This window comes from Pelotomaculum isophthalicicum JI, from assembly GCF_029478095.1.
Lineage (GTDB): Bacteria > Bacillota > Desulfotomaculia > Desulfotomaculales > Pelotomaculaceae > Pelotomaculum_D > Pelotomaculum_D isophthalicicum.
This window is the reverse complement of record NZ_JAKOAV010000042.1, coordinates 1-22,417: the sequence shown is the minus strand read 5'-3', so window position 1 is coordinate 22,417 and position 22,417 is coordinate 1. Positions and strand designations below refer to the sequence as shown.

Sequence of the window (22,417 nt, the reverse complement as noted above, 5' to 3'; positions counted from 1 at the left end):
ATTTTGCCTTGTTATTATGAATGATAACGACCGAGGTTTGTCAGGAGCCGTATACGAGGCCCGTACGTACGGTTCTGTGAGAGCCAAAAAGTCGGGATTAATTTTCCCGACTTTTAGCTACTCGATTTCATACTGGCCGAAACAGCGTTGCGGGGCAAAGCAGGGGAGTTGTATTGAAAACCCCTTCGGTTTGGTAGCCACAGGGGTTTTCTCACTTGCTGCCTTTGTAAGAATAATAGTCACCATCACTATAAAAACCTAATTTGACTTGGTATGATTGATAAATATCATCATATGCACCTTCTATAGTAACAGTCAGGATGTTCGAATTGTCAACATCACACGGGCCAAGCGTTGCAGTGGAATAACTAGTTTTTATAAGGACATCGTTATTGTCATATTTGTCTCGCAGCGAATCCTGTAGATTGGTGATTTTGGCACTTAACCAAGTATCAAAGTCACTCGGGTTGCCCGTGTCTATATTTATGGAACTTAGTGCTTGTTTGTTCAGCAAGCGTAATACTGACATCACAAGCAATATAGAAAAAGCATAGCATTGAGTTTCACTTTTGGCAAGGCAGAAAAGGTCAACAAAGTATTGCAGTTAAAGGCTTTTATGACAATTATCTCTCATACTGCACAATGCAAAGCTGAACAAATGAGTTTCGGTTTATTTGCCCTTAATTCTCTTTGTATTTTGTGGATAGGCATAACAACTTTATACTATTGTATTACTGTTTATTTAAGGGGTATCATCAGAGGTTCCCAGATAATCCAGAATTGACTTTTAGGAATAGGATATATAAAATATAGGTTAATCCATTAAAATCAATCTGGGGTCAATCTGGTTAATCTGAGGATTATACATAAAAAGGACCTCAAGAAAGCACTCGGAAAAATAAGGAAAAAAGTTTATTTTGCCTATGTACTTTCAGAAAATAATGTGGTATAATATATACAGGTCGGAAAAGACCAGTTAATTTAATATTTTGAATGCTTAGAGAAGCAAAGTTACCTTTAGACGAGGTTTAACTGGCTTCTCTTTTTTGTTGCCTAAAATCAAAAGGAAAGGAACAAGGAAAATGGATAACAAAACAAATAAGCATGAATTTGCGTGTAATGCTGGTAAGGTTACCGAGTACGAAGTAAAGGAACATATTGACACTATCATGGTGGGCTTTCGTGGATTCTCAAAGGAAGTGTCGATTGTAAAGTGGAACGACAAGAAGCCTGTGTTTGATATTAGAGCATGGCGAGTATCTGACAGAGACGGATTGCAATATCCTTTGCGTGGTATCACTTTCTCTAAGGAAGAGTTTATCAAGTTAAGGGAAATCTTGAATAGCATTGATGTGAATTGCATTGATGAATATATGTGAGCAAAGAATGTGAGGTATTGAATATGAACGGAGCAAAGACTGACGAAAGAAATTATTATGCTGAAAGCTACATTGCTTTAATCGAAGCAATTATCAAGGAAACAGCTTCAATAATCAAAGACATAAAGAAAGCAATGGGTGAGGTGTGAAAATGGGAAAGAAAAAACTACAAGGTGCAGACGGAATCAACTTCCAAATGCAACTTACAATAAAAGGCTTGGAAACTGTAACATTTCCAAAGGAAACTCTAACTAATGAATCGGGCAAAGATATTGCATGGATTGAGTGCTTAGGTGGTAAAGTCTCTGCTTATGTAAATCTACCACACGCAGTAAGACCAAACAACATTCAACCATTTCAATTATCTGATTGCATTCAGATAGATTTGATTAGTGATAAGGTTATCGAATACATGAAAGCATACTTAAAAAAGCACATGAAAGGTAATTACTCCAACGAGATATTAAAGCAGTTGAATGTGTCAAGCATGGAGTGCAACATTACTATTAAATGTGTGGGCAAATGCAAACCGAAAGATATAATCAATCTATTTGAGAAATCAGTTGACAAAACTTTCATTGCACAGGAAGCAAGGGACAAAAAGAAAACCTTTCGCAAGGACCAAGACAGCATTATATACAGGAAAGACCATTATTACCGTTTGAAAGTTTACAACAAGTCTAAGGAACAAAATGATAAAGGAAATCCATTAGTGGAAAGCAACCTGATTCGTGTTGAGTTTGTATTCTTAGAACGAATGCTCGATAGTATGTATGCCGATAGAATGTCATTAGAAGATATTCTCACAAGAAAGTCTTTGCGAAAGCTAATTGACCAATACCAAGAAACATTCACTGATATATGCGAAAAGAACATTAAACCTATGCTGAATGGTTGTGTGCAAGAGGTATTTGAATGTTTGACAGCCTCTAACTCTGGCAAAGAAATCAGCGAAGCATTATATAAATGCAAGGAATGTATTGTTGATGTTGAGGTATTACGCAAAGCCTTGAAAAAGTGGTATGCGTTTAAGAAGCAAGCCGACAGGTCAAAACAGGTCATTGCATATTATCGTGACAATAATTTTGGTATGCCAGAAGATGTAATACGCACCATAAAGCAAATGCACAATTCGTTATAAAATGGGCTTATAAGGTACTAATAATTGGTACCCTGCAACCCCAAAATCAAGAAAGTGCAAAACTCAAAATCTATGTGTAAAACAGCATTTATGAGTGTATAAAAGCCATTATTTGATGTGTTTGAGCAAATTAAGAATTTCAAAAAGTGTCTATAAAGTAGACAGATACACAAACAGATAACAGTACATTAACAATAAGGGGGTGTTCACTAATGCAGGTAGAACGCATATCAGCAGACATTACATTGAAGCATAAACCCAAAACGGGAACACAGGCTTACAATATGCTGATCGAATCTCTCAAAGCAGAGATACAGGAAAAACAAGAGATTTTATCTCATCTCTCACAGGACAAAGTAAAACAGAAATTCATAGAGAACTGGAATCCTACAACAAGGAGCGTGAACATCTATGATATGTAGAAAGGAGTGATTTTATATGCCGTTTGAGAAAGGCAGGTCTGGGAATCCAAAAGGCAGGCCTAAGCAAACCGCAGAGCAGAAATCACAAAAGGAGCAATTTCAGAGGTTGCTTAAATCTTCTACCGTTGAAGCTCTGCAAAGCATAATCCAGATTGCCAATGACAGATACAACAAGGACCGATTCAATGCTTGTAAGTACATCATTGACAAGGCTTATGGTGCAAATACTGCTTTTCTTTTAGACGGTACAGAAGATACTGCTCCTACTGTGATTAGGATTGTTCCATACGGTAAAGAAAACGAGGACTGGGACGAAGATGACTGGGAAGATGAATGGAACAATGCCCCAGATGAAAATGAGGACGAATAACTATGGTAAAGATTACAAACGGAACAGTTACCACAGAGGTAACGCAAGGTGCGTATGATACATTCTACAAGGAACAAGGCTTTGTGATTGTGTCAGACGAAAACGAGAATATCGAATGGGAGGAAGAAGAAAATGGCTAAAGTCAATACTATTGCAAACAACGGGCTGACTATCGTTGAGAACTACAATAAACTGCTTGAACAGTTCAGAAAAACAAAGACCATTGATGATGTGCGTATTCTGGTTGCAAGCGTCAGAGATTTTATTTCTGTGTATAAGCGTGTAGATAAGAACATGGTAAATGAAATCTATGAAAAACTCCAGAGCAAATTGCAGGATATGGTTGCTGAAAATGCTTTTGTGTATGACCGTATGAATAACAGGGTTGAGGAAATTCGCAATCGTGGTTATGACTATGCAAACGAACAGGACGATACACAGGCAGTACAGAGCAAAGCACTTCAGCTTATGTCTCAGATGCCTAAAGTGATGAACAGCAATCATGCAAACCGTATTACTAAGGTTTTGACAGATTCTATCAATTCTGGTGTTATCGGTAGCAAGGCTGTTCTGGAACTGCTTAAATATCCTGCTTATGCTGATATGGTATCTGCAAAGATTAGGGAGCGTGCTTTTGAGGGTAGTAAATCTTCTGCTGAACAGGCTTTTGACAGATTGAAAGAATCTGAACTGAAAGAAGCTGAACAGGGGCTTGCTTCTGTGTATATGCAGGGATTCCACCTTAGAAACATTGAAAAACAGGTCAATGCGTTTAAGAAGCCTTCCGCATGGAATCCAGACGAACAGACAGCATAAAGGATAATCCCAGAATAACACAGGATAATCCAGATTGAATCAGAAGTCATAAGGTAATGTATTCCTATGGTATAGGATAAAAATCCACCAGAAGTCAACAGAGAACCTCTGGGGATAAACATAAAATTGAGAATATAATAAATCGGTCACTAAAGAATAGTCCAGTTGTCCAGACGGAGCAAACACAAAACATGGGCAACAATACAATAGTTCAGATGAATTTGTATTCGTGTCCCTAATCGAAAGGGAGAATACAAAAATGGCAAAGAAGAATAACACAAACAATACGAACACTTTACCAGAGCAGGCGTTAAACTTTATTGTATCAGATGTACGCATTCCTCGTATGGTGCCTTTACAGACTCTTGCAGATGAATCTGGTATTTCATATAAAGCACTTTGGCAGATGTGCAAACAGAACAAAATCGTGCATATTAAGTCCGGTAATAAGTTTCTTGTGAATGTGGATAAATTCATTGAGTTTCTCAATACCGGCGAAACGGAGGTTGAGAGCAATGACAAAGAGAGCAACACAGCATAAAAGCAATACCCCTGTTGAATGGGAACAGGCAGAGGGATTTTCAAGGTATCTTATTTCTACTGACGGGCAGGTTTACAGTATCGACAATGACAAAATCTTAAAGCCAAATAGGAATAGTTCTGGTTATGTAAGAGTTCCCTTATACAATGATGAAAATGAGTATAAACAGACTTTGGTTCATCGCTTGGTGTATATGGCTCATGTTGGTCCTATTCCAAAGGGTATGCAAATCAATCATAAGGACGAGGACAAAACAAATAACTGTATTGAGAATCTTGAAGTTGTCACACCAAAACAGAATATTCATTATGGAAGTGCTTCCATTAGACGGAGCGAAAGCGTTAAAAGGTACTGGCAAGAAAAGAGAAAAATGGCCGCTTGTTGATGTGGTATCAGAATTTATACTTTTTGAAACCATGCAAATGAAACCTCAAATAAGTATCAGAAAGTATGCGTAAAAACTTTTGATTATTCTCATAAAAAGTGTGTACTTTTTGAGACTTGCCTGATATGATTAAATCAGAAACGAACAGATGTTCGGTATAGAAATGAGGTGTTCAGATGAACGATAAGTTTAAGAATGACAAGCTAAAGTTTGAGCTTATCAGAAACGCTGATTTGGTGTGTACGGATTGCCTATACAAATATGACGATACGAATATGCCATGCAATGTTTCTAAATGTGAGATGTACGAAGAAAAACCCTCTACCGTTATTGATGGTGGAAACTGTGATTTATACGATAAGGGGGTGTCTGAATGAAATATGTAGCTTATCACAGGACAAGCACAAAGGACCAGCACTTAGACAGAGGAATTGCAGAACTCACCAAGTATTGTGCTGATAATGCAATTTCTCTGTATAAGGGCAAGGTCTACACAGACCAACAGACAGGAAAGAACTTCAACCGACCACGCTACACAATGCTGAAAGATGAAATTCTTGAAAGTGGTGATGTGCTGATCGTCACAGAGCTTGACCGATTAGGACGAAACAAGGAAGCCACACTAAAGGAATTACGATTCTTTAAGGACAACGGTATTCGTGTTATGGTGTTAGAATTACCCACAACATTGATTGACCTGTCAGCTATGGAAAACTCAATGGCTCGTATGATGTTAGAGACTATCAATAATATGATGATTGAGTTGTATGCAAGCATGGCACAGGCTGAAATTGAGAAAAAAGAGAAAAGACAGCGAGAAGGCATTGAACAGAAAAAGGCTCGTGGAGAATGGGACGATTATGGCAGACCAAGAGTTATGGACCTTGAAGAATTTGCTACCCACTATCGCTTAGTACAGCAAGGGGAAAAGAAACCATTTGAACTGATGAAAGAATTAGGTATGACGAAGCCTACCTTCTATCGTTACAAAAATCAAATTGAGAAAGGGTGTTAAGAATGGCATCTGTTAAAAGAGTTGAGTACAAAAGCGGTAGAGTTGTTTATCGCATAGTTATCTGTCAAGGATACGATAAAAAGGGAAACAAACTGGTTAAGAATCTTACATATTCAGTCAATCAGTCAGCAACACCCAAACAACAAGAACGAGAAGCGAAAAAGTATGCCATGGATATGGAAGATAAACTGAAATATGGCTACGACTACAACGCAGAAAAAATGTCATTTGAAGATTTTGCATACAAATGGCTTGAGAGTGTTAAAGATAACATTGCTTATGGTACTTATGCAGGATATAAACAGGTTTTGGAAAGCAGAATCATTCCCTACTTTAAGGGAGACAAGATTGCTCATATCAAAACACCACACATTGAAGCCTTTTATAGAACTCTGGTTGACGATTATTCCGCAGGTACAATAAAGAGATTTGCTAATGTGTTGAATCTGATTTTTAAGACAGCCAAGCGTTACAGCATGATTGAGAACAATCCTTGCCAAGACGCACAAAAACCAAAGAGAAAAGACGAGGACGAGGGCTTAAAGTTCTTTACTCCAAAGCAAGCATTGATGTTTATGAAATCTCTGGATATGTCATACGAGGTAACCTACAAAGGCCATCAGCGTATTGATGATACAGGTAAACCATACTATGTGAATGAGTACACAGAATCCTATACTGTGCCTACACAATACAAAGTGTTCTTTACTCTCTCATTGTTCTGTGGATTCAGAAAAGGCGAAACACTTGCTTTACACTGGAATGACATTGACTTTAAGGAAAAGAAAATCTCTATTTCAAAGTCTGTGGGTATGACGGAAAACGGATTTGATTATAAAGAACCTAAGACAAAGAAATCTGTCAGAAAGGTATCTATTCCAGATGATGTAATCCCACTTTTGAAGCAGTATCATGGTGAGTACATACAGACACGATTTAGTCATGGTACTGCATGGCAAGGCGATTTCAGCAATGGCGGTAATCTGTTCATTCAAGCAGATGGAAAACTTATGGGGCATACAACACCTTATCAGTATTTCACAAAGCATTTACACCGCTATAATGAGTGGGTGCAGAATAATCCAGACAAAGCAAAAGCTGAGGGATTAGAGGAATTACCGATTATTCCGCTTCATGGGTTGAGACATTCATGTGCTACCTTGCTTAATTATCTGGAAGTCAACATCATTGAAATATCAAAGACATTAGGACATTCAACCTGTTCCACTACAATGAACATCTATGCTCATAGCTTTGAGGAACAGCAAGAGGAAGTAGCAACAAAGGTAAATGAGTTCTTACGATTGAACGCATAAATAATTGAGAGCCAGAGGAAAAAATCCAAAGGCTCTCATTTAGTCATCATTCATCTTTCAATTCCATGTGGTCAAGGGCATATTGCAAAGCCATGCTGATTAGTTCATTACGAGAACGATTCGTTTTAGCTGCTAAATCGTTATATTCCTCTTGCAAGGCTCTATCTATGCGTATCGTCATGGTGACAGATTTATCTTCTTTAGGTGTTACGATAAATTTCTCCATAATGCAATTCCTCCATTGATTTTAGTTACATTATAGAGTTGACAACAGGCACAAAACTATGACACAATATTGAGTTATATTTATAATTCACATTTGCATTGAATTATTACATCACATCTATTAAAATGTAAGAGCAGAGTTTATAGAACTCTTACAGTCCATATAGATGAGGTGATGAAATTTGCAACCAATTTTTACAATGCAGTATGGAGAGTTTGCAGTCGCAGATTATCTATCAAAGAAAATAAAAGGTACTTCTGTTTTTATTCCTGCTTCGGCACAGGAAAAAGGTATTGACTTATTGCTATATCGCTATGACAATGGGTGCAACAAGGCCAACACTATTCAAGTTAAAATGTCCAGGACATATTATAATGACAAGGAAGATTCTGGCTATCCATTCTACTTGTGGTTTAATAGGTTCCCTGTTCAGCAAAACGCAAACTGGTATATACTGGTTGGGATATATGCAAAGTACTCTGATGATGTTAAAAATGCAGGTGCAAAAAGCACTAAATGGGACACGATAATGCTCGCATTTACGAATAAAGAAATGTTGCAATTTATGTCAGAGGTTAAACAAAGGCGTGACCCAACAAAAGATGATAAAATGTTTGGGTTTGGCTTTGATTCAAGCAAAGCTATTTTTCAAACGAGGGGTTGTCCAGAAAATCGTGATATGAGTTGCTACCTTATAGAAAAACGCATTGACGAAATTACACATTCATTTATTTAGTGGTATCTTATTAAAGGGGTGGTGGAAAATGAATACCTACACAAAGTTAACCGCATATTTGCCTATTCTTGAAGCTGATAATTTTGGAAAGTGGGTAGTTGATAGCAAAAGCAAAGGAACGATTGAGAGCCCTATACAAATGCCCTATGTAACTTATTCCAGAATGGCGAGACACTTTATAGATGATGTTTACACTTTCGCTGATGAACACCAAGAATACGGCCTTTACAGCTACAATGATATTCTGTTTGAAAACGGAATCGAATGGAGTATTGTTTCCATGAGCGAAGTTGATACTTCTACTTTGGACGGAAAATGTATTACAGCCTTGCTTATGGGTGCAATTCGAGCAGATAGGTTTTCAGAGGGTGCGTTACTATACTTTTTTGAAACAGGTACAATTACAAAATGGCTTAATCGCCTTAAAGAAATAGATGAAAAAAAGAGTCTTGACTAAAACAAACAGCCAAGGCTCTTTCTTTATACTATCGTAATACTAAACTTACGGCGTGATATGGCGTGATAGACCGAGTTAGGGAAAGTAGAAATCCCAAAAAGGTAATACGGGTATCACTTATGGAGAGTTATGGAGAGATAGGGCGAGTGCCTGTTAATCTTTATGGAACTTAGTGCTCCGTATGGGCAGTTACCCGGGTCATGTTGATTATTTATGTAATTAATCCATTCATTTATTGCCAGGTCGACCCCTGCTTCCGCGATTTGAGAGGCCCTGTTCCTGGATATGTTGACGTTAGTTATCCTGCTTTCACTATTAAGAAAATTGACCATGAAGAAAACAACAAGCATGGAAACGGACAATACCATCATCACCGCCACCAATGCCACTCCGTCATTGTTTTTAATATGTTTCCGCAACAGCATCAACCCCATGCGCTTAATGTGACAATCTTAATATTCTTGATAGTTTTATGGAATCCATTGTTGAGTTGCTACCGGGAAATACCTCGAAAGTGATCCGAATAAATTTAATAATATTTGGATTGGCTGGAGCGTTATTTACTGCAAGACTTTGGTCGAGCAAATCAACATTTGTTTTGACATCGCTAATCAACGCGCCATATTTACTTCCAATAAACTGACCGGTCAGCCCCATGGGCGCTGTTGTATAATAATAACAACTATTATCTGTAATGGCTGTCGCGTTGATCAGATCTTTTGAGTCCGGATAACCGCCGGCGCATATTCCCTGAACCACATAATTGCCCCCGGATTGCGTTATTCTTAATGTTTGATACTGCTGTGCATCTCTTGCGAAATGGTTCATGGCGTTTGTGGCTTGAAAATATGAAGCCGTATCAGTATCGGTTTTGTTTAAAAAAGTAAAATTTAAACCAAGAAAATTATAAAATATAAGGAAGGCAATCCCCAGCAAGGATGCAACCATCATTATTTCCAAGAGTGTAAAACCGCTGTTTTTATTTATGTTTCTATACTTAAAGGTATTTGCCAAAATATAAACACCTGCCACAACATTTTTTACTGGAAAGGATAATCGGCAACATTGTTGATATAGTTGCTGATATTAACAAAAGTTATTGTGGAGCCGCCACTTGTCACATCAAAACCGTTTTTGGCGATAACTACCCCCGTAAAGGATGCCCCGTCAAAAGTCACCCTTCCGTTTGGCGCGAATAATACTCCTGTGACAGTAATATTACCGGTCAAATTAATGTCGCCTTTGCTGACAATGATTACGTTGTTATAGGTGCGCCAATCATGGAAAGAGTAACTATCGGCGAATATTTTTATATTATTGGCCAGGTTCCCACCCGGCACATATCCGTTCGCCGCATACCAGGAATCGGGTTTTAAAGGTGGTATGGCGTAATTAGGCATGGTAAAAGTAGGGACACTTGCCTGATGAATGCATTTTACAATAATGCTTGCGGGGTATTTATTCGGATAAGTCAGCGAGCCGGTGTAATAAATTCTTGCGTTGGCGTCTAATACAGGCGTCCAGTATAACGCAACATTTCCGTTGACATATACATTGCCGTGAATATGAGCGTCCTTTAAACTAAAATTGCCGTTGACATATACGTTACCGTAAATATCCCGTGTGCCGCTTAGTAAATCTAAATTGCCGTTCACGTAAATGGAGCCGGGATTTGAACCTGAGCCTAAATCAGCGCTACCTCCATCTATGCTGCAATATCCGTTGATATAAATATTTGAAACATTGAGAACGGCACCCCCGTTAAGCTGATTGCCGTCCAGGTTTCCCTGAACCACCATTGTGGCGTTGGACCCGTTGACATTGCCGCCCTCAAATGCGAATTGGCTTCCGTATACAAAAACATTATTATTGACCAAGTAACTGATAAAGGGGTCTGTCACTGTTTCACTTGTAACATTTACTGTTACGTGGTTTGAAAAAGTTGTATTTCCAATAGTGTAACTAACCGTGATAACCGCGCTTCCCGCTCCTGTTCCGGTTAAAAGACCGTTGTTTACCGTTATTACATTAGTATCACTGGAGGTATAGGTAATGCCCGGGGCATTTGTGATTGTATATAGTTGACTGATGTTATCCAGGAGATTTACGGTTAATTGAGTGGTTTCACCAACCCGGCAGGACGGCGCGGCGGGGGTTATCATAAGTTGCGCAATGGGAGTTGAGGCAACAGAATCCGGTAACCAGCTCACTAGCGTGTATTTGTCTGAATTATTGTTCGGGTCAGACCCGGTCGGTCCGACAACGACCTTTAATGCTGAGCCTGAGGGGAGGGCCGGACTTTCGTAGCACCGGACGGCATAATTTTGATCAGGCGCGGGCGTGTTAAGAGGGTAGCCGACAGGATCTATAATACTCCCGTCGGTCGGGCATATGCCGGCGCCGCCTTTAATTCCCTCTGTTATTGAAACCGCCAGTTCCGACATTCTTAGCTGGTCTAAATTATCAGTATCAACTTTACTGTGCGTCCCTATGTAGGAAACGAACGCCAGCATGATCATGCCGATAGCCGCCAAGGCCATCATTACTTCAACAAACGTAAAACCGTGATTATCCCGCAGACGATTATGCAAGTTGTTACCTCCCTATCGGTTAGAATAGAGATTGCTGATTTCTGTGGGAGATGTTTGCGCGATACTGATGTTAGCTCCATTATAAAGGAATAAAATTTTTTTTGAAAGTAGTGTCCTGCCTTGTGGCTCATATTTATAATTAGATAAATAAACAATATAAATATTTTTTGAAAAATATGAAGGGAATAAATATTCCAACTAGAATAAATTATTAAATTTTAAAATACATTTGCTTTGTGTGCTCCAGTAGCTGTCATCAAAGGGGGGTGGCGTCTTATAAATGTTGCGGATTTAATAACAGTTAACGCTAATCGCTATCCTGACTGTAATGCCGTTATTTGTGGAGATGACGGGCGCGAACTGACCTGGGTGGAATTTGACCGGATGGTTAACCGGTTTAGCAACGGCTTAATAGAAATGGGAATTAATAAAGGAGACAGGGTAGGTATTTACCTGCCTAACGGACCTGAATGGCTGATAGCCTTTTTTGGAACAATGCGAATTGGGGCAATAGCATTGCCATTCAATATCCTTTATAAAACAGGGGAAATATCCTATATTTTAAATAATGCCCGGGCTAAGCTGGTTGTCGGGGCCGCGCGGGAGGTTAAGCAAAATATATTGAACATTCTTGACGATATCCCTTCGGTGAAAAATATCGTCACTCTGGGGGAACCAGTGGAAGGAGCAGTTGATTTTTGCTCCGTTATTTCGAAAAATTCCGACATATTGGAAAAATTGGATTGCGCTGAAGACGATGTTGCCGCTATGCTCTATACTTCGGGAACCACCGGACGGCCCAAAGGTGTTATGCTTTCTCATAAAAACTTCATGACCAAAGCGGCTTTAAACAGTGACGCGCTGTTGTTGAATGAGCAAGATTTATTTATGACAGCCACACCGTATTGTCATATCTTTATCACGGTGACCCTGCTGGGGCCGTTCTACACCGGAGCCGCTGTTTTAAGCATGTCCCGCTTCAACCCGGAAAAGGCTCTCGAGTTGCTCGCCCGCTACCGGGTGACCCACTTTGCCGGTGTTCCGACCATGTATATTTACATGATGAATTTCTACTCGCCGGAAAAATATGACCTGAGCGCGTGGCGTTATAAACAAACAGCGGGATACTCCATGCCGCCGGGGCTCTTTAATAAAATTGAGCGCACATTTGGCCCTGGGCTATGTGAGTATTACGGCTCCACGGAAACCAGCGCCACGGTGACTTATAACCGGTTAGGCCATAGTAAAACCGGCTCAATCGGGCTGGCCGCGCCGGGGTATTCCCTGAAGGTTGCGGATGAAGACGGCAACGAACTGCCGGCGGGAGAAGTTGGGGAAATCCTGGTAAAGGGGCCGGGGATCTTCAAGGGCTACTGGGAGATGCCCGAGGCCACGGAAGAAGCCTTCAAGGACGGTTATTTCCGCACCGGCGACCTCGGTTACCGCGACGAAGACGGCTATTTCTATATTGTCGACCGCAAAAAGGATTTGATCTTGTGCGGGGGATATAATGTTTATCCGCGCGAGGTAGAAGGCATCATTTATCAGCACCCCAAAATACTGGAGTGCGCTGTGCTGGGTAAAGACGACCCAGATCGGGGCGAGGTGCCGGAGGCTTATGTAGTGTTAAGAAGAGGGGAGATATTGACGGAAGAAGAACTGATCAGCTTTTGCAAACAGAGGATGGCATCTTATAAAGTGCCCCGGTTTATCTATTTCATCAAGGAAATGCCAAAAAATTCTACCGGCAAAATTATGAAGTGGCATTTGAAAGAGCGATTTTGAATTATTATTGAAGCCATATTTAGTTATTTAACGGCTTGTTAAAATTATCAATCGAAGATATAATTTGTGATGAATAATCACGGATAATTACAACTTGTGCTTCCCCCTGTTTCTTCTAAATGCTTTTATTATCGTTTATGTACAATGTTTTGTATTTTTTTGTCGTTTTTTTAAATTTTTTTCTCCAATAGTATTTTTTATTGCATAAATAGCATTTTTCGTTAAATTTTTGTAATCTTATTGTTTAATGATAAGATGATGATATAATTAGGTAAAAGGCCTTTTATTTCCTTGGCTGGTATGGTTTAACCTTAGTGCCTCCCATTAGATATTTAGTGAAGGCTATCTTGTTTAGCGGAGGTGACGGTTTGAATTATTTGTGGTGGGGGTTGGTCTTTTCCACCGGCGCCGCTATAGGTAGTTTTCTTAATGTTTGCATCTACCGCATGCCGGCCGGTGAGTCAGTCGCCTACCCACCCTCGCACTGTCCGGCTTGCCGGAGTTATTTGAGGTTTTTTGATCTCATTCCTATTTTAAGCTACCTTTTTCTGAAAGGAAAATGCCGCTACTGCGGCAGCCGGATAGCCTGGCAATATCCGGCGGTGGAGTTTGTCACCGGTGTGCTGTTTGTTCTGGCTTTGGTTAAATACGGGATTACCATGAGCGCACTGCGGTCGATAGTGCTGTTTTCCGTGATTGTACCGGCGTTGGTTATTGATTTGCGGCATAAAATAATACCTGACAAGTTGAATTTTGCCGGGTTTATCCTTGGCATTCCCCTGGCGCTTGAGTCAAAAGAAGTGTTATTTTCCTGCGTCATTGGCTTTTTAGCGGGCGGCGGCCTGCTCTTGCTCATCGCGATGGCTTCACGCGGCGGTATGGGTGGCGGCGACATCAAGCTGGCGGCCGTGCTGGGCCTGTTGCTCGGCTGGAAGCTGTTGCTGGTCGCGCTTTTTTTAGCCTTTGTGGCGGGGAGCATAGTTGGTTTGGCTATGCTGTTGTTAAAGATGGTCCGGCTGAAGGAACCCATTCCTTTTGGGCCTTACCTCGCTCTGGGGGCCATGTTCGCGGCGTTGGCCGGGGATAAGGCGGTTATGCGGTATGCGGGGTTTTGGTGAGTTTTAGCTGCAGTAACTACTGTTAACGGCGAAATGACTTTAACAAAAGATTGACGGGTATTAATTTTGAGGATATGTAAGCAGAAGAGCGCAATTTTTGTAGAGAGTAGATTTTTAAAAAGTTAGTTGATAAACTAACCAGGAGCGGGAAGTAAAATTAAAAAATAAAATGAGGAGAATGAATCAAATGAGAAAGTTCCTGAAAAACCAAAAAGGTTTTACTTTGATTGAGTTGATGATGGTTATTGCGGTTATTGGCATTTTGGCGGCTTTTTTAATTCCTAAGATTGATGGTACAAAAGACAATGCGAGACTTGCAGGTGTTGATTCTAATCTTCGTCAAGTGGAGGGTTATGTTAATTCAGCAATTCAACGAAATGCGGAAGATACTACTAAATTACAGGATGCTATTGTTAGTGCTGTAAACGGTTCGGATAATGCACGTTCCACCGATGATATGGCAAATCCTTTTACGTCTACGGACTATGGTGCTTCTGAGTCTTTAGCAGAATCTGTTGCTGTAGTAGTTTTAGCTGCCGCGACTGATCAATCCCCCGCTAACGGTACCGCTACCAATGCTGGTAGAGTTTATGTCACTGTTAGACCTGCAACAGGTAGAGTTACAGATGTAATTATTTCCTCTTATGATAAGGTAGGTAATAAAATACAGTCAATTACTGTTAAGCCATAATGTTAGCAATATAACGTTATGAACATAAATCTTAATCAAAATAAAAAACTCCGCCTGGGCGATATGCTGGTCCAGGCGGGGGTTATCAACGAAGAACAACTTAAAGAAGCTCTCGGCAAGCAGCGCAGCCTGGGCAAGCGTCTCGGCGAGGTGCTGCTGGAAGGCGGGTATATCACCCAGCAGGATTTGACCAAGGTGTTGGAGACGCAGCTCGGGATTGAGAGTATTAACCTCAAGCAGACAGCGGCTGACCCCAAAACCGCCCGCATGATTCCCGAGAACCTGGCCCGGCGGCACGTCGTGATTCCGGTGCAGGTGGCTAAAGGCCACCTGCTTCTTGCTATGCGGGACCCGCTGGATCAAGTTGCCATTCAGGACGTCCGCCTGCTGGTCCAGATGCCGGTGACACCGGTGCTGGCGACGAAGGATGATATTGTCGCCAGCATTGAAAGAGTCTTCAGCCAGGCTACGGCGGCCAAGGCGGCCGATGATTTTGTCCAGTCCCAGGCCGGCTTGCTGGCCGGCCTGGACGACACTTTCCTGGATGTCAACTCGGCGCCTATCGTGCGTTTGGTGAACTCAACTTTGGAAAACGCTGTGCGCAGCGGGGCCAGCGATGTGCATATCGAACCGAACCACGACCAGATGCGGGTGCGCATCCGGGTTGACGGGATTTTACAGGAGGTCCTCAGCACCAGCCTGGGAACCCACGGGGCGGTCAGCAGCAGGGTCAAGGTTATGGCCGGGCTGAACATAGCGGAAAAAAGAGTGCCGCAAGACGGTCGCATCATGATTAACGTGGACAGGCGGGACATAGACCTGCGTGTTTCCACCATGCCCACCACTTATGGCGAAAAGGTGGTCATGCGTATTTTGGACCGGTCCAACTTTATGGTCGGCAAGGAAAATTTGGGTTTTAGCGCGGGTGACCTGGACATATTCGGCCGAATGATCGCAAAGCCCCATGGTATAATACTCGTCACCGGACCTACCGGCAGCGGCAAAACTACTACTCTTTATTCCATGCTGACTGAGTTGAACGATAACAAAAAAAATATCATTACCCTGGAAGATCCGGTTGAATTTGATATGAAAGGGATCAACCAGACTCAGATTAATATCAAAGCGGGTCTGACCTTCGCTTCCGGACTGCGGGCTATCCTGCGCCAGGACCCGGACATCGTAATGGTGGGGGAAATCCGCGATTCCGAAACGGCGGAGATTGCCGCCCGGGCCGCCCTTACCGGCCACCTGGTGTTGAGCACTTTGCACACCAACGACGCTCCCGGGGCGGTGGCGAGGATTATTGACATGGGGGTAGAACCCTTTCTCATTTCCTCGTCGCTTATCGGGATAGTAGCCCAGCGCCTGGTAAGAAAAATATGCCCGGTATGTAAAGAAAAATATGAAGCCGGTGAAAGAGAAAAACGTATTTTGCGCCATCCTCTGGATGCACCGCTGGCCCTGACTAAGGGGGCGGGTTGCGATTATTGCAACCATACCGGCTATAAAGGCCGGATAGGTGTTTACGAAATGATGGAAGTAGGCAAAGAGCACCGTTTGCTGATAGACAGAAGATCTCCCACCGACGAACTAAGGGATACCGCCATCAGTCTGGGCATGGTGCCGTTGTGGGAGGATGCTTACCAAAAAGTATTAAGCGGCGTTACCACCCTGGAAGAAATGCTTAGGGTTACTTATACAGCATAATTAAACTTGCGGAGGTTGACATGCCGGAATTCAGCTACCGGGCTATCGATGTCCGTGGACAGTTAGTCACTGGGACCCTTAGCGGTGAAAGTGTTTTATATATAAGGCAGGAATTGAAGAGCAGAGATTTGCTGCCGGTAAGGATAGAAAGCAAAGCAGGAGCTTTGGCCTTTAACCTGCCGTCTATTAAAATAAAAAGAGAAATAAACGGTGCGGCCATCGGCCAGTTTTGCCGCCAGTTGTCCGTGATCACGATGTCGGGCGTGAACTTGCTCAGAGGCCTGGAAATTATGTCCGCGCAGACGCCGGATAAACAAATGCGCTCCGAGGTGAGCCGCATTCACCGTGAGGTGCAAAAAGGGCGGACTATATCTGAAGCCATGGCCGACAAAGGTTCCCTGATTCCCGAACTGCTTACCAGCATGGTTGCCACCGGTGAGGCCAGCGGCAGTCTGGACAACGTGCTGCGCAACATGGCTGATTTTTTTGAAAAGGAGCACCGCATCAAGCAAAGAATTAAATCCGCTTCTGTTTATCCGATGGTCATGATAGTGATGGCCGTCGGATTAATTGCGTTCTTCTTTAATTTCCTGCTGCCCCAGATGGTAAACATGATCACTTCTTCCGGCGGCAGTTTGCCTTTATTAACCAGGATTGTGATCGGCATATCCAAATATACAAGCAAGTACTTCATTGTTATATTGGGCGCGCTGGCCGGACTGGCGGTTCTTCTTAAAATGTACTTTAAGACACCTGTTGGCAGGTTGAACCGCGATACATTGATCTTAAAAATTCCTCTCCTTGGCAAAACCCTGCGGGATGTCGCCACCATGCGTTTCGCCCGTACCACCCATATTCTGATCAAAAGCGGCCTGCCTCTCTTGCAGGGGCTGGATTTTATCAAAAAAAATGTGAACAACGCCCTGGCTGAAAAGGCTGTGGACTACGCCATAGACGGTTTGCAGAAGGGTGAAACCATGGCCGACAACCTGGCCAAAGCAAAATATTTTGATACACTGGCCATTCAAATGTTTTCTATTGGGGAAGAGACTGGAGAATTGGAGAAAGTGCTGGAAGAAATGGCCGAGTTTTATGATAAGGAATCCGACGCCGGTTTCACCAAATTGCTAGCCCTGGTCGAACCGATGATGCTTTTAATCATCGGCAGTGTTGTCAGCACGGTGATTGTTTCCGTAATGCTGCCAATGATGGATATGGTCAGTCATATCAAACGCTGACCGGTAAGCGGAAAGTAAAAGTCGAACTGCAACGTTGTTAATATTATTATGACAAGTGTCGAATAAATTACTATTTTAGTTTGATATTTAAGTTGGTATGCGGCAGTAAAAACCTATATTTATAGTATGAATTGGCGAAAAATCTATAATTTGCCGTCATATTTGGGATACTTACAGGCAAATGTGAGAATAAGGAACATTTTTTTTAAATAAATTGTCTAACTTATTGAATATTTTATATGGTTGTGAGTAATTAAATGCTAAATAAGCTAAGTTCTGCTAAATTATATTTGGACATGCATGGTAAAGTTGTAAGATTAGTGGAGGGGTTTTCTTCCAAGTCCGGCGCTGTTACCATAAAAAAGCATGGAACCGTGCTTTTTGAGGGCGTGGACGCTTTTCCGCCGGAACCGGACTTTATTCCGAACAATGCCGGTATTCTTAAAAGCTTTGTGAAGGAACAGAATATCAGAACAAAAAAAGTTGTATTATGCCTGGGTCAACCGGGAATTATCGCCAGGGCGGTCAAGGTGCCCATGATGTCGCCGGCGGACTTGAAAACCCATATGGAAATGGAAATAAGCGATTATCTGCCGGTGAGTTCTGAAGAATATTCTTTTGATTATAAGGTAATGAGCGTGTTCAACGAAGATGATCGCGACTTCTTTAATGTTATGGCGGCTGCCGCCTTAATAAAGCATATCGAGCAATGTGTAGCAATAGTTGAAACTGCCGGATTTAAACCAATAGCAATCGATATATTCCCTAACGTCATGTGGAAGCTGTTTGCCGATAAATATCGTGATACGGCGGTTGTCGACTCCGGGAGGGACGGCACTCGCCTGATGCTTTGTCACGGGGAAGACCTGGTGCTGTATACTGACATACCATATCAGTTTGAGAATCAGGGTGAGGAAGATCTTTCCCTTTTAACACGGGAAATTAGCGGATATCTTGATTTTTTCGCTTCAAGACACTTTGGCAAAACAGTTGACAATATTTATGTTACAGGTGAACTCTCAGCGAACCAGAACATGCGCCTCGTTTTAGAAGGGATGTTAAATATTCCTGTAAGTCCCGGCTTGCAAGATGACGATTCGTTGGAGCTAAAGGGTAACTTGAGGGGATTTAAGGAAATCGTATCAGTTTACGCCGGAAATATCGGCTTAATGCTGAGAGAGGTGTAACTTTGAACGTAGTCATAAAGGATATTGATTTTTTACCGCAGCGGTTCACCCTGGAACGTAAAAAAAATAAGCAAAGGCTGCTTCTGATTATGATTATCTTCATAGTAGCGGTCTTTGCCGGTCTGTCTGTCTGGGTACCGTTCAAGATGGAAAAAGAATTGCTCGCCAAGTCTAAGACGCTTGATGAAAACATCAATATGCTTAACCGGGCAACACCTACGTATAACCAGATGATAGCAAAGCAAAAAGAATATGAGCAGAAAAAGCAGACTGTCAACAATCTGGAAAGTAACGTGTTTAAAGTTATCCCCTTCTTAGAAAAAGTGTCTGAAGTTACTCCACAAGGGGTTTATGTTTCTCAACTCGCAATTATTGCCGATGAAGGAGTTAATATAACTTTTATCTCGAACAGTCCGGTTGAAACAGCTAACATACTGGTGGGTCTCCGGAAACTGGACATTTTTCAATCTGTCAATATTGAGGAGGTTCCTTTCGTTGGCAACCCCAGCCAGGTGAAGTTCAATTTGCGCTTTAAATGGGCTAAGGAGGCGCCAAACAAAGATACCAGTAAAGATACTGCCAAAGATACTGCCAAAGATACTAGTAAAGATACCGGCAAGAGTTCCGACAAAGGTGATGTAAATGCTGCTGTCAAAGAAGTTGAAAGTAAAATTAAATCTCAGTAAGCGTGAAAAGATACTGGTATCCGTTTTTTTGTTGATAACTGCTTGTTTTCTTTATTACCAGTATGTTTTCACAACGCAAGTAAAAAAAATAAATGATCTTAACAAAGACATCAAAACCAAAGAAAGTACGATTAATCAACTTACCAGTCAAGGATACGCTGATATACCCCAGCTGAACAACAGGATCCTGGAGATGAACAAGGAGATTGAGAGTTTCTATAAAACAGTTCCCAATATGCAAAACATACCGGGGCTGTTAGTGGACTTTTACAACTCGTCAAAGAAAAATAACGTATTCGCGCAAACAATTACTTTTGGAAAACTTGAGGCAAAGGATAATTATAGTAGTTTCCAGGTTTCGTTGGATGTTGTGGGTACTAAATACAATGTGCTTAATTTTATTAAAGAGATTGAGGCATACCCGAGGTTATCCAGGATTTCCAAAATAGAATTTGAACCACAGGAAAACAATATGATCTTGGCAAAAATTTCTGACGAGTTTTATGTTTTGCATGATGTGGTAGCTGATCCTCTGGATTACCCCTTTACGGAAGGTAAGCGAAGCTTAAATTTTCTTTATGATCTGTTTAATCAATACAAGGTTGCCGGCGAGGTTGATAAAAACGGTAACATAATAGTAAAAAACAACACGATTAACAATGCCAATAGAGTAAGTGCCAGCGAAAATAATAAAGCGATAATACCAAGCGGAAACACTTCCGGAAACACTACCGGAAGCACTGCAAATAAAAGCAGCAATAATGTCAACCCTTATCCCTGGATTGCACCGGTGAAACAATAGGCCGGCACATAATGATAATTGGAGGCAAATTCTATGATGACAACTGATGAAATACTCGCGCTCGCTTTTAAATTAGGCGCTTCCGACGTCCATATCACAGTCAACAGTCCGCCGGCTTTTCGCCTGCACGGTAAGCTGCTGCCTTTTGACGCGCCGGAATGGCAGGGCGGGCTTGGCGCTGAGGCTTCAGCGATCGGCAAGCTGACGCCGGAAGACACCGACTCGTTGGTTCGCCAGCTAATGACTGAAGCGCAGTACCAAAAATTTCAGGAAACAGGCGAGTACGACTTTTCGTATGCCATAACTGGGATGTGCAGGTTCCGGGTTAACGCGTTCAAACAACAGAATAGTGTGGGTTTTGTCATTCGCCTGATCAATTCAGAAATTCTTACATTTCAGCAACTCGGCCTGCCGGAAGTACTGGCGTCTTTATGCCGCAAGCCGAGAGGGCTGGTGCTGGTAACCGGCCCCACCGGCAGCGGAAAGTCCACCACATTGGCTTCCATGATCGATTTAATCAACGAGGAAAGCAGGCACCACATCATTACCCTTGAAGATCCGATCGAGTTTGTGCACCAGCATAAGAAAAGCCTGATCAACCAGCGTGAGGTGGGCAGGGACACCGGATCGTTCGCCAACGCGCTGCGGGCGGCCATGCGCGAGGACCCTGACGTTATCCTGGTAGGTGAAATGCGCGACCCTGAGACTATCGGGATAGCCATAACAGCGGCTGAAACTGGCCACCTGGTTTTTGGAACACTGCATACTTCCAGCGCAGCCCAAACTATCGACAGGATTATCGACGTTTTTCCACCCTACCAGCAACAGCAAATCAGGGTTCAATTGGGCAATACAATCCAGGGTATTATCGCTCAGACGCTTATTCCCAGAATTGACAAGCCCGGGCGGGTCGCGGCGATTGAGATTATGGTCGCCACGCCGGCCATTCGCAACCTTATCCGCGAAGGCAAGACTTACCAGATTATCAGTCAGATTCAGACAGGCGCCAAGTTTGGCATGCAGTCTCTGGACATAGCCTTGCGCAATATATATATGAAAAAAATTATCAGCAAGGACGAAGTATTAAACCATGCCGCCGACCCGGAAACATTGTCAAAGATACTGTAATAGGAGTCAGAATTCAGGAGTCAGGAGTCAGGAGTCGAATTAACATTAGTACGCGGATTTTATTTGCTTTGCAACGTTTACATAACCTTCTGCAATATTCGCTGCAATAGAAAAGGCGGCACGCCGAAACTGCGGCGACAAACCGTATGTCTCATGCTTCGGAAACACCCTGGATAGACGATAAACCGCAAGCGCGAACGAGTGCGCCTTCTGACATAGCAGTAAGTCTTCAAATGTTTTCGCTGGTTTTCATTCTGACTACTGACTACTGACTACTGACTCCTGACTACTCTGCTATCAGACTCTCACCAGCAACCCATTTTTCTTGTCTTCAACGGCCGTTTCCTTGACCTTGTAATGGATCTTTTTCCCCGTCGCCGTGTAAGGCAATTCTTCCACAAACCGGTAATACCTGGGCTTTTTAAATTGCGCCAGCATAAGATGGTTGCGGCAGTATTCGTCGAGTTCCTTGGCGGTGAGCGAAGGGTCATTCTTAATCACATAGGCCGCCACTACTTCACCGCGCGTCTTGTCGGGCACGCCGACGACAGTGCGCCACGAAGGCGCATTTATGCAGCCTGAGTGGCTGCAAAGATGCAGCTATGCTGCACAGAAGATGAGGGTAGGCCCCTCGGAATCGCTATGCAGGTAGAGAGTCCAAGCCACCTTAAGCTGCC

Annotated in this window: 29 protein-coding genes; 23 read left to right on the top strand and 6 right to left on the bottom strand. The window is 42.3% G+C overall.

Annotated elements, in window-relative coordinates; all coding sequences use genetic code 11:
* From L7E55_RS15795 to L7E55_RS15740, 12 genes are all read left to right on the top strand, one after another.
* On the top strand, positions 1-262 hold a 262-nt coding region (locus tag L7E55_RS15795), incomplete at its 5' end, for a hypothetical protein (protein WP_277445297.1).
* Positions 263-1,082: 820 nt separating this feature from the next.
* The gene (locus L7E55_RS15790) at positions 1,083-1,379 is read left to right on the top strand and encodes a PC4/YdbC family ssDNA-binding protein (RefSeq protein WP_066866686.1); all 297 of its coding nucleotides are present in this window, start codon (positions 1,083-1,085) and stop codon (positions 1,377-1,379) included.
* A gap of 23 nt (positions 1,380-1,402) precedes the next feature.
* Positions 1,403-1,528 carry a hypothetical protein gene (locus L7E55_RS15785; RefSeq protein ID WP_256184603.1) on the top strand — a complete coding sequence of 42 codons (126 nt, stop codon included), beginning with the start codon at positions 1,403-1,405 and terminating at the stop codon, positions 1,526-1,528.
* A 2-nt stretch (positions 1,529-1,530) separates the two neighbouring features.
* Positions 1,531-2,520, top strand: coding sequence for a hypothetical protein (locus L7E55_RS15780; RefSeq protein ID WP_277445296.1), 990 nt, complete (start codon positions 1,531-1,533; stop codon positions 2,518-2,520).
* Between the two features lie 212 nt (positions 2,521-2,732).
* Positions 2,733-2,942: a hypothetical protein gene (locus L7E55_RS15775; RefSeq protein ID WP_106063096.1), complete on the top strand. Its 210-nt coding sequence runs from the start codon at positions 2,733-2,735 to the stop codon at positions 2,940-2,942.
* A 16-nt stretch (positions 2,943-2,958) separates the two neighbouring features.
* Complete coding sequence (locus L7E55_RS15770) at positions 2,959-3,312, top strand: DUF5681 domain-containing protein (protein ID WP_277445295.1); 354 nt, start codon at positions 2,959-2,961, stop codon at positions 3,310-3,312.
* Between the two features lie 2 nt (positions 3,313-3,314).
* Positions 3,315-3,452, top strand: a complete 138-nt coding sequence (locus tag L7E55_RS15765) for a hypothetical protein (protein ID WP_165873082.1) — start codon at positions 3,315-3,317, stop codon at positions 3,450-3,452.
* Complete coding sequence (locus tag L7E55_RS15760; protein ID WP_277445294.1) at positions 3,445-4,128, top strand: hypothetical protein; 684 nt, start codon at positions 3,445-3,447, stop codon at positions 4,126-4,128. The genes L7E55_RS15765 and L7E55_RS15760 overlap by 8 nt, the downstream gene beginning before the upstream one ends.
* A gap of 259 nt (positions 4,129-4,387) precedes the next feature.
* Positions 4,388-4,669: a hypothetical protein gene (locus L7E55_RS15755; RefSeq protein ID WP_277445293.1), complete on the top strand. Its 282-nt coding sequence runs from the start codon at positions 4,388-4,390 to the stop codon at positions 4,667-4,669.
* Positions 4,644-5,054 (top strand): HNH endonuclease signature motif containing protein, encoded by a 411-nt coding sequence (locus L7E55_RS15750; protein WP_074039141.1) that lies wholly within the window; start codon positions 4,644-4,646, stop codon positions 5,052-5,054. Before L7E55_RS15755 ends, L7E55_RS15750 begins: the two co-directional genes overlap by 26 nt.
* 373 nt (positions 5,055-5,427) lie before the next feature.
* A complete protein-coding gene (locus L7E55_RS15745; protein ID WP_154429969.1) occupies positions 5,428-6,069 on the top strand; it encodes a recombinase family protein in 642 nt (213 codons plus the stop codon).
* Positions 6,070-6,071: 2 nt separating this feature from the next.
* Entirely contained in the window at positions 6,072-7,385 is a 1,314-nt protein-coding gene (locus tag L7E55_RS15740; protein ID WP_277445292.1) for a tyrosine-type recombinase/integrase, read from the top strand.
* A 46-nt stretch (positions 7,386-7,431) separates the two neighbouring features.
* Here L7E55_RS15740 and L7E55_RS15735 read toward each other — a convergent pair whose 3' ends face one another.
* Positions 7,432-7,611 (bottom strand): hypothetical protein, encoded by a 180-nt coding sequence (locus L7E55_RS15735; RefSeq protein WP_009532310.1) that lies wholly within the window; start codon positions 7,609-7,611, stop codon positions 7,432-7,434.
* A 181-nt stretch (positions 7,612-7,792) separates the two neighbouring features.
* On the opposite strand from L7E55_RS15735, the gene L7E55_RS15730 reads away from it, so the two are divergent.
* Together L7E55_RS15730 and L7E55_RS15725 are read left to right on the top strand one after the other, a co-directional pair.
* Positions 7,793-8,347, top strand: a complete 555-nt coding sequence (locus tag L7E55_RS15730) for a hypothetical protein (protein ID WP_256184594.1) — start codon at positions 7,793-7,795, stop codon at positions 8,345-8,347.
* A gap of 28 nt (positions 8,348-8,375) precedes the next feature.
* Positions 8,376-8,804, top strand: a complete 429-nt coding sequence (locus L7E55_RS15725; RefSeq protein WP_191740701.1) for a DUF6508 domain-containing protein — start codon at positions 8,376-8,378, stop codon at positions 8,802-8,804.
* Between the two features lie 113 nt (positions 8,805-8,917).
* Here the strand turns inward: L7E55_RS15725 and L7E55_RS15720 are convergent, their stop codons facing one another.
* The 3 genes from L7E55_RS15720 to L7E55_RS15710 are packed head-to-tail and all read right to left on the bottom strand — an operon-like array spanning position 8,918 to position 11,395.
* The gene (locus tag L7E55_RS15720) at positions 8,918-9,223 is read right to left on the bottom strand and encodes a hypothetical protein (protein WP_277445291.1); all 306 of its coding nucleotides are present in this window, start codon (positions 9,221-9,223) and stop codon (positions 8,918-8,920) included.
* Between the two features lie 19 nt (positions 9,224-9,242).
* Complete coding sequence (locus tag L7E55_RS15715; protein ID WP_277445289.1) at positions 9,243-9,818, bottom strand: type II secretion system protein; 576 nt, start codon at positions 9,816-9,818, stop codon at positions 9,243-9,245.
* A gap of 26 nt (positions 9,819-9,844) precedes the next feature.
* A complete protein-coding gene (locus L7E55_RS15710) occupies positions 9,845-11,395 on the bottom strand; it encodes a prepilin-type N-terminal cleavage/methylation domain-containing protein (protein ID WP_277445287.1) in 1,551 nt (516 codons plus the stop codon).
* A gap of 234 nt (positions 11,396-11,629) precedes the next feature.
* Here L7E55_RS15710 and L7E55_RS15705 point away from each other — a divergent pair, with 234 nt between their 5' ends.
* From L7E55_RS15705 to L7E55_RS15665, 9 genes are all read left to right on the top strand, one after another.
* Positions 11,630-13,180: a class I adenylate-forming enzyme family protein gene (locus tag L7E55_RS15705; protein WP_277445285.1), complete on the top strand. Its 1,551-nt coding sequence runs from the start codon at positions 11,630-11,632 to the stop codon at positions 13,178-13,180.
* 368 nt (positions 13,181-13,548) lie between these two features.
* Positions 13,549-14,298: a prepilin peptidase gene (locus L7E55_RS15700; protein ID WP_277445283.1), complete on the top strand. Its 750-nt coding sequence runs from the start codon at positions 13,549-13,551 to the stop codon at positions 14,296-14,298.
* Between the two features lie 187 nt (positions 14,299-14,485).
* Positions 14,486-14,989, top strand: a complete 504-nt coding sequence (locus tag L7E55_RS15695) for a prepilin-type N-terminal cleavage/methylation domain-containing protein (RefSeq protein ID WP_277445281.1) — start codon at positions 14,486-14,488, stop codon at positions 14,987-14,989.
* A gap of 18 nt (positions 14,990-15,007) precedes the next feature.
* Positions 15,008-16,699: a GspE/PulE family protein gene (locus L7E55_RS15690; protein WP_277445279.1), complete on the top strand. Its 1,692-nt coding sequence runs from the start codon at positions 15,008-15,010 to the stop codon at positions 16,697-16,699.
* Positions 16,700-16,719: 20 nt separating this feature from the next.
* The gene (locus L7E55_RS15685) at positions 16,720-17,937 is read left to right on the top strand and encodes a type II secretion system F family protein (protein WP_277445278.1); all 1,218 of its coding nucleotides are present in this window, start codon (positions 16,720-16,722) and stop codon (positions 17,935-17,937) included.
* Positions 17,938-18,194: 257 nt separating this feature from the next.
* Positions 18,195-19,124, top strand: coding sequence for a type IV pilus biogenesis protein PilM (gene pilM, locus L7E55_RS15680; RefSeq protein ID WP_277445277.1), 930 nt, complete (start codon positions 18,195-18,197; stop codon positions 19,122-19,124).
* A 2-nt stretch (positions 19,125-19,126) separates the two neighbouring features.
* Positions 19,127-19,810 (top strand): PilN domain-containing protein, encoded by a 684-nt coding sequence (locus L7E55_RS15675; protein ID WP_277445276.1) that lies wholly within the window; start codon positions 19,127-19,129, stop codon positions 19,808-19,810.
* Complete coding sequence (locus L7E55_RS15670) at positions 19,767-20,612, top strand: type IV pilus inner membrane component PilO (protein ID WP_277445275.1); 846 nt, start codon at positions 19,767-19,769, stop codon at positions 20,610-20,612. The genes L7E55_RS15675 and L7E55_RS15670 overlap by 44 nt, the downstream gene beginning before the upstream one ends.
* Positions 20,613-20,645: 33 nt before the next feature.
* Positions 20,646-21,740 carry a type IV pilus twitching motility protein PilT gene (locus L7E55_RS15665; protein WP_277445273.1) on the top strand — a complete coding sequence of 365 codons (1,095 nt, stop codon included), beginning with the start codon at positions 20,646-20,648 and terminating at the stop codon, positions 21,738-21,740.
* Positions 21,741-21,785: 45 nt separating this feature from the next.
* Here the strand turns inward: L7E55_RS15665 and L7E55_RS17810 are convergent, their stop codons facing one another.
* Together L7E55_RS17810 and L7E55_RS15660 are read right to left on the bottom strand one after the other, a co-directional pair.
* The gene (locus L7E55_RS17810; protein WP_420852064.1) at positions 21,786-21,962 is read right to left on the bottom strand and encodes a four helix bundle protein; all 177 of its coding nucleotides are present in this window, start codon (positions 21,960-21,962) and stop codon (positions 21,786-21,788) included.
* Between the two features lie 75 nt (positions 21,963-22,037).
* A complete protein-coding gene (locus L7E55_RS15660) occupies positions 22,038-22,280 on the bottom strand; it encodes an AMP-binding enzyme (protein WP_277445272.1) in 243 nt (80 codons plus the stop codon).
* Between the last annotated feature and the right edge of the window lie 137 nt (positions 22,281-22,417).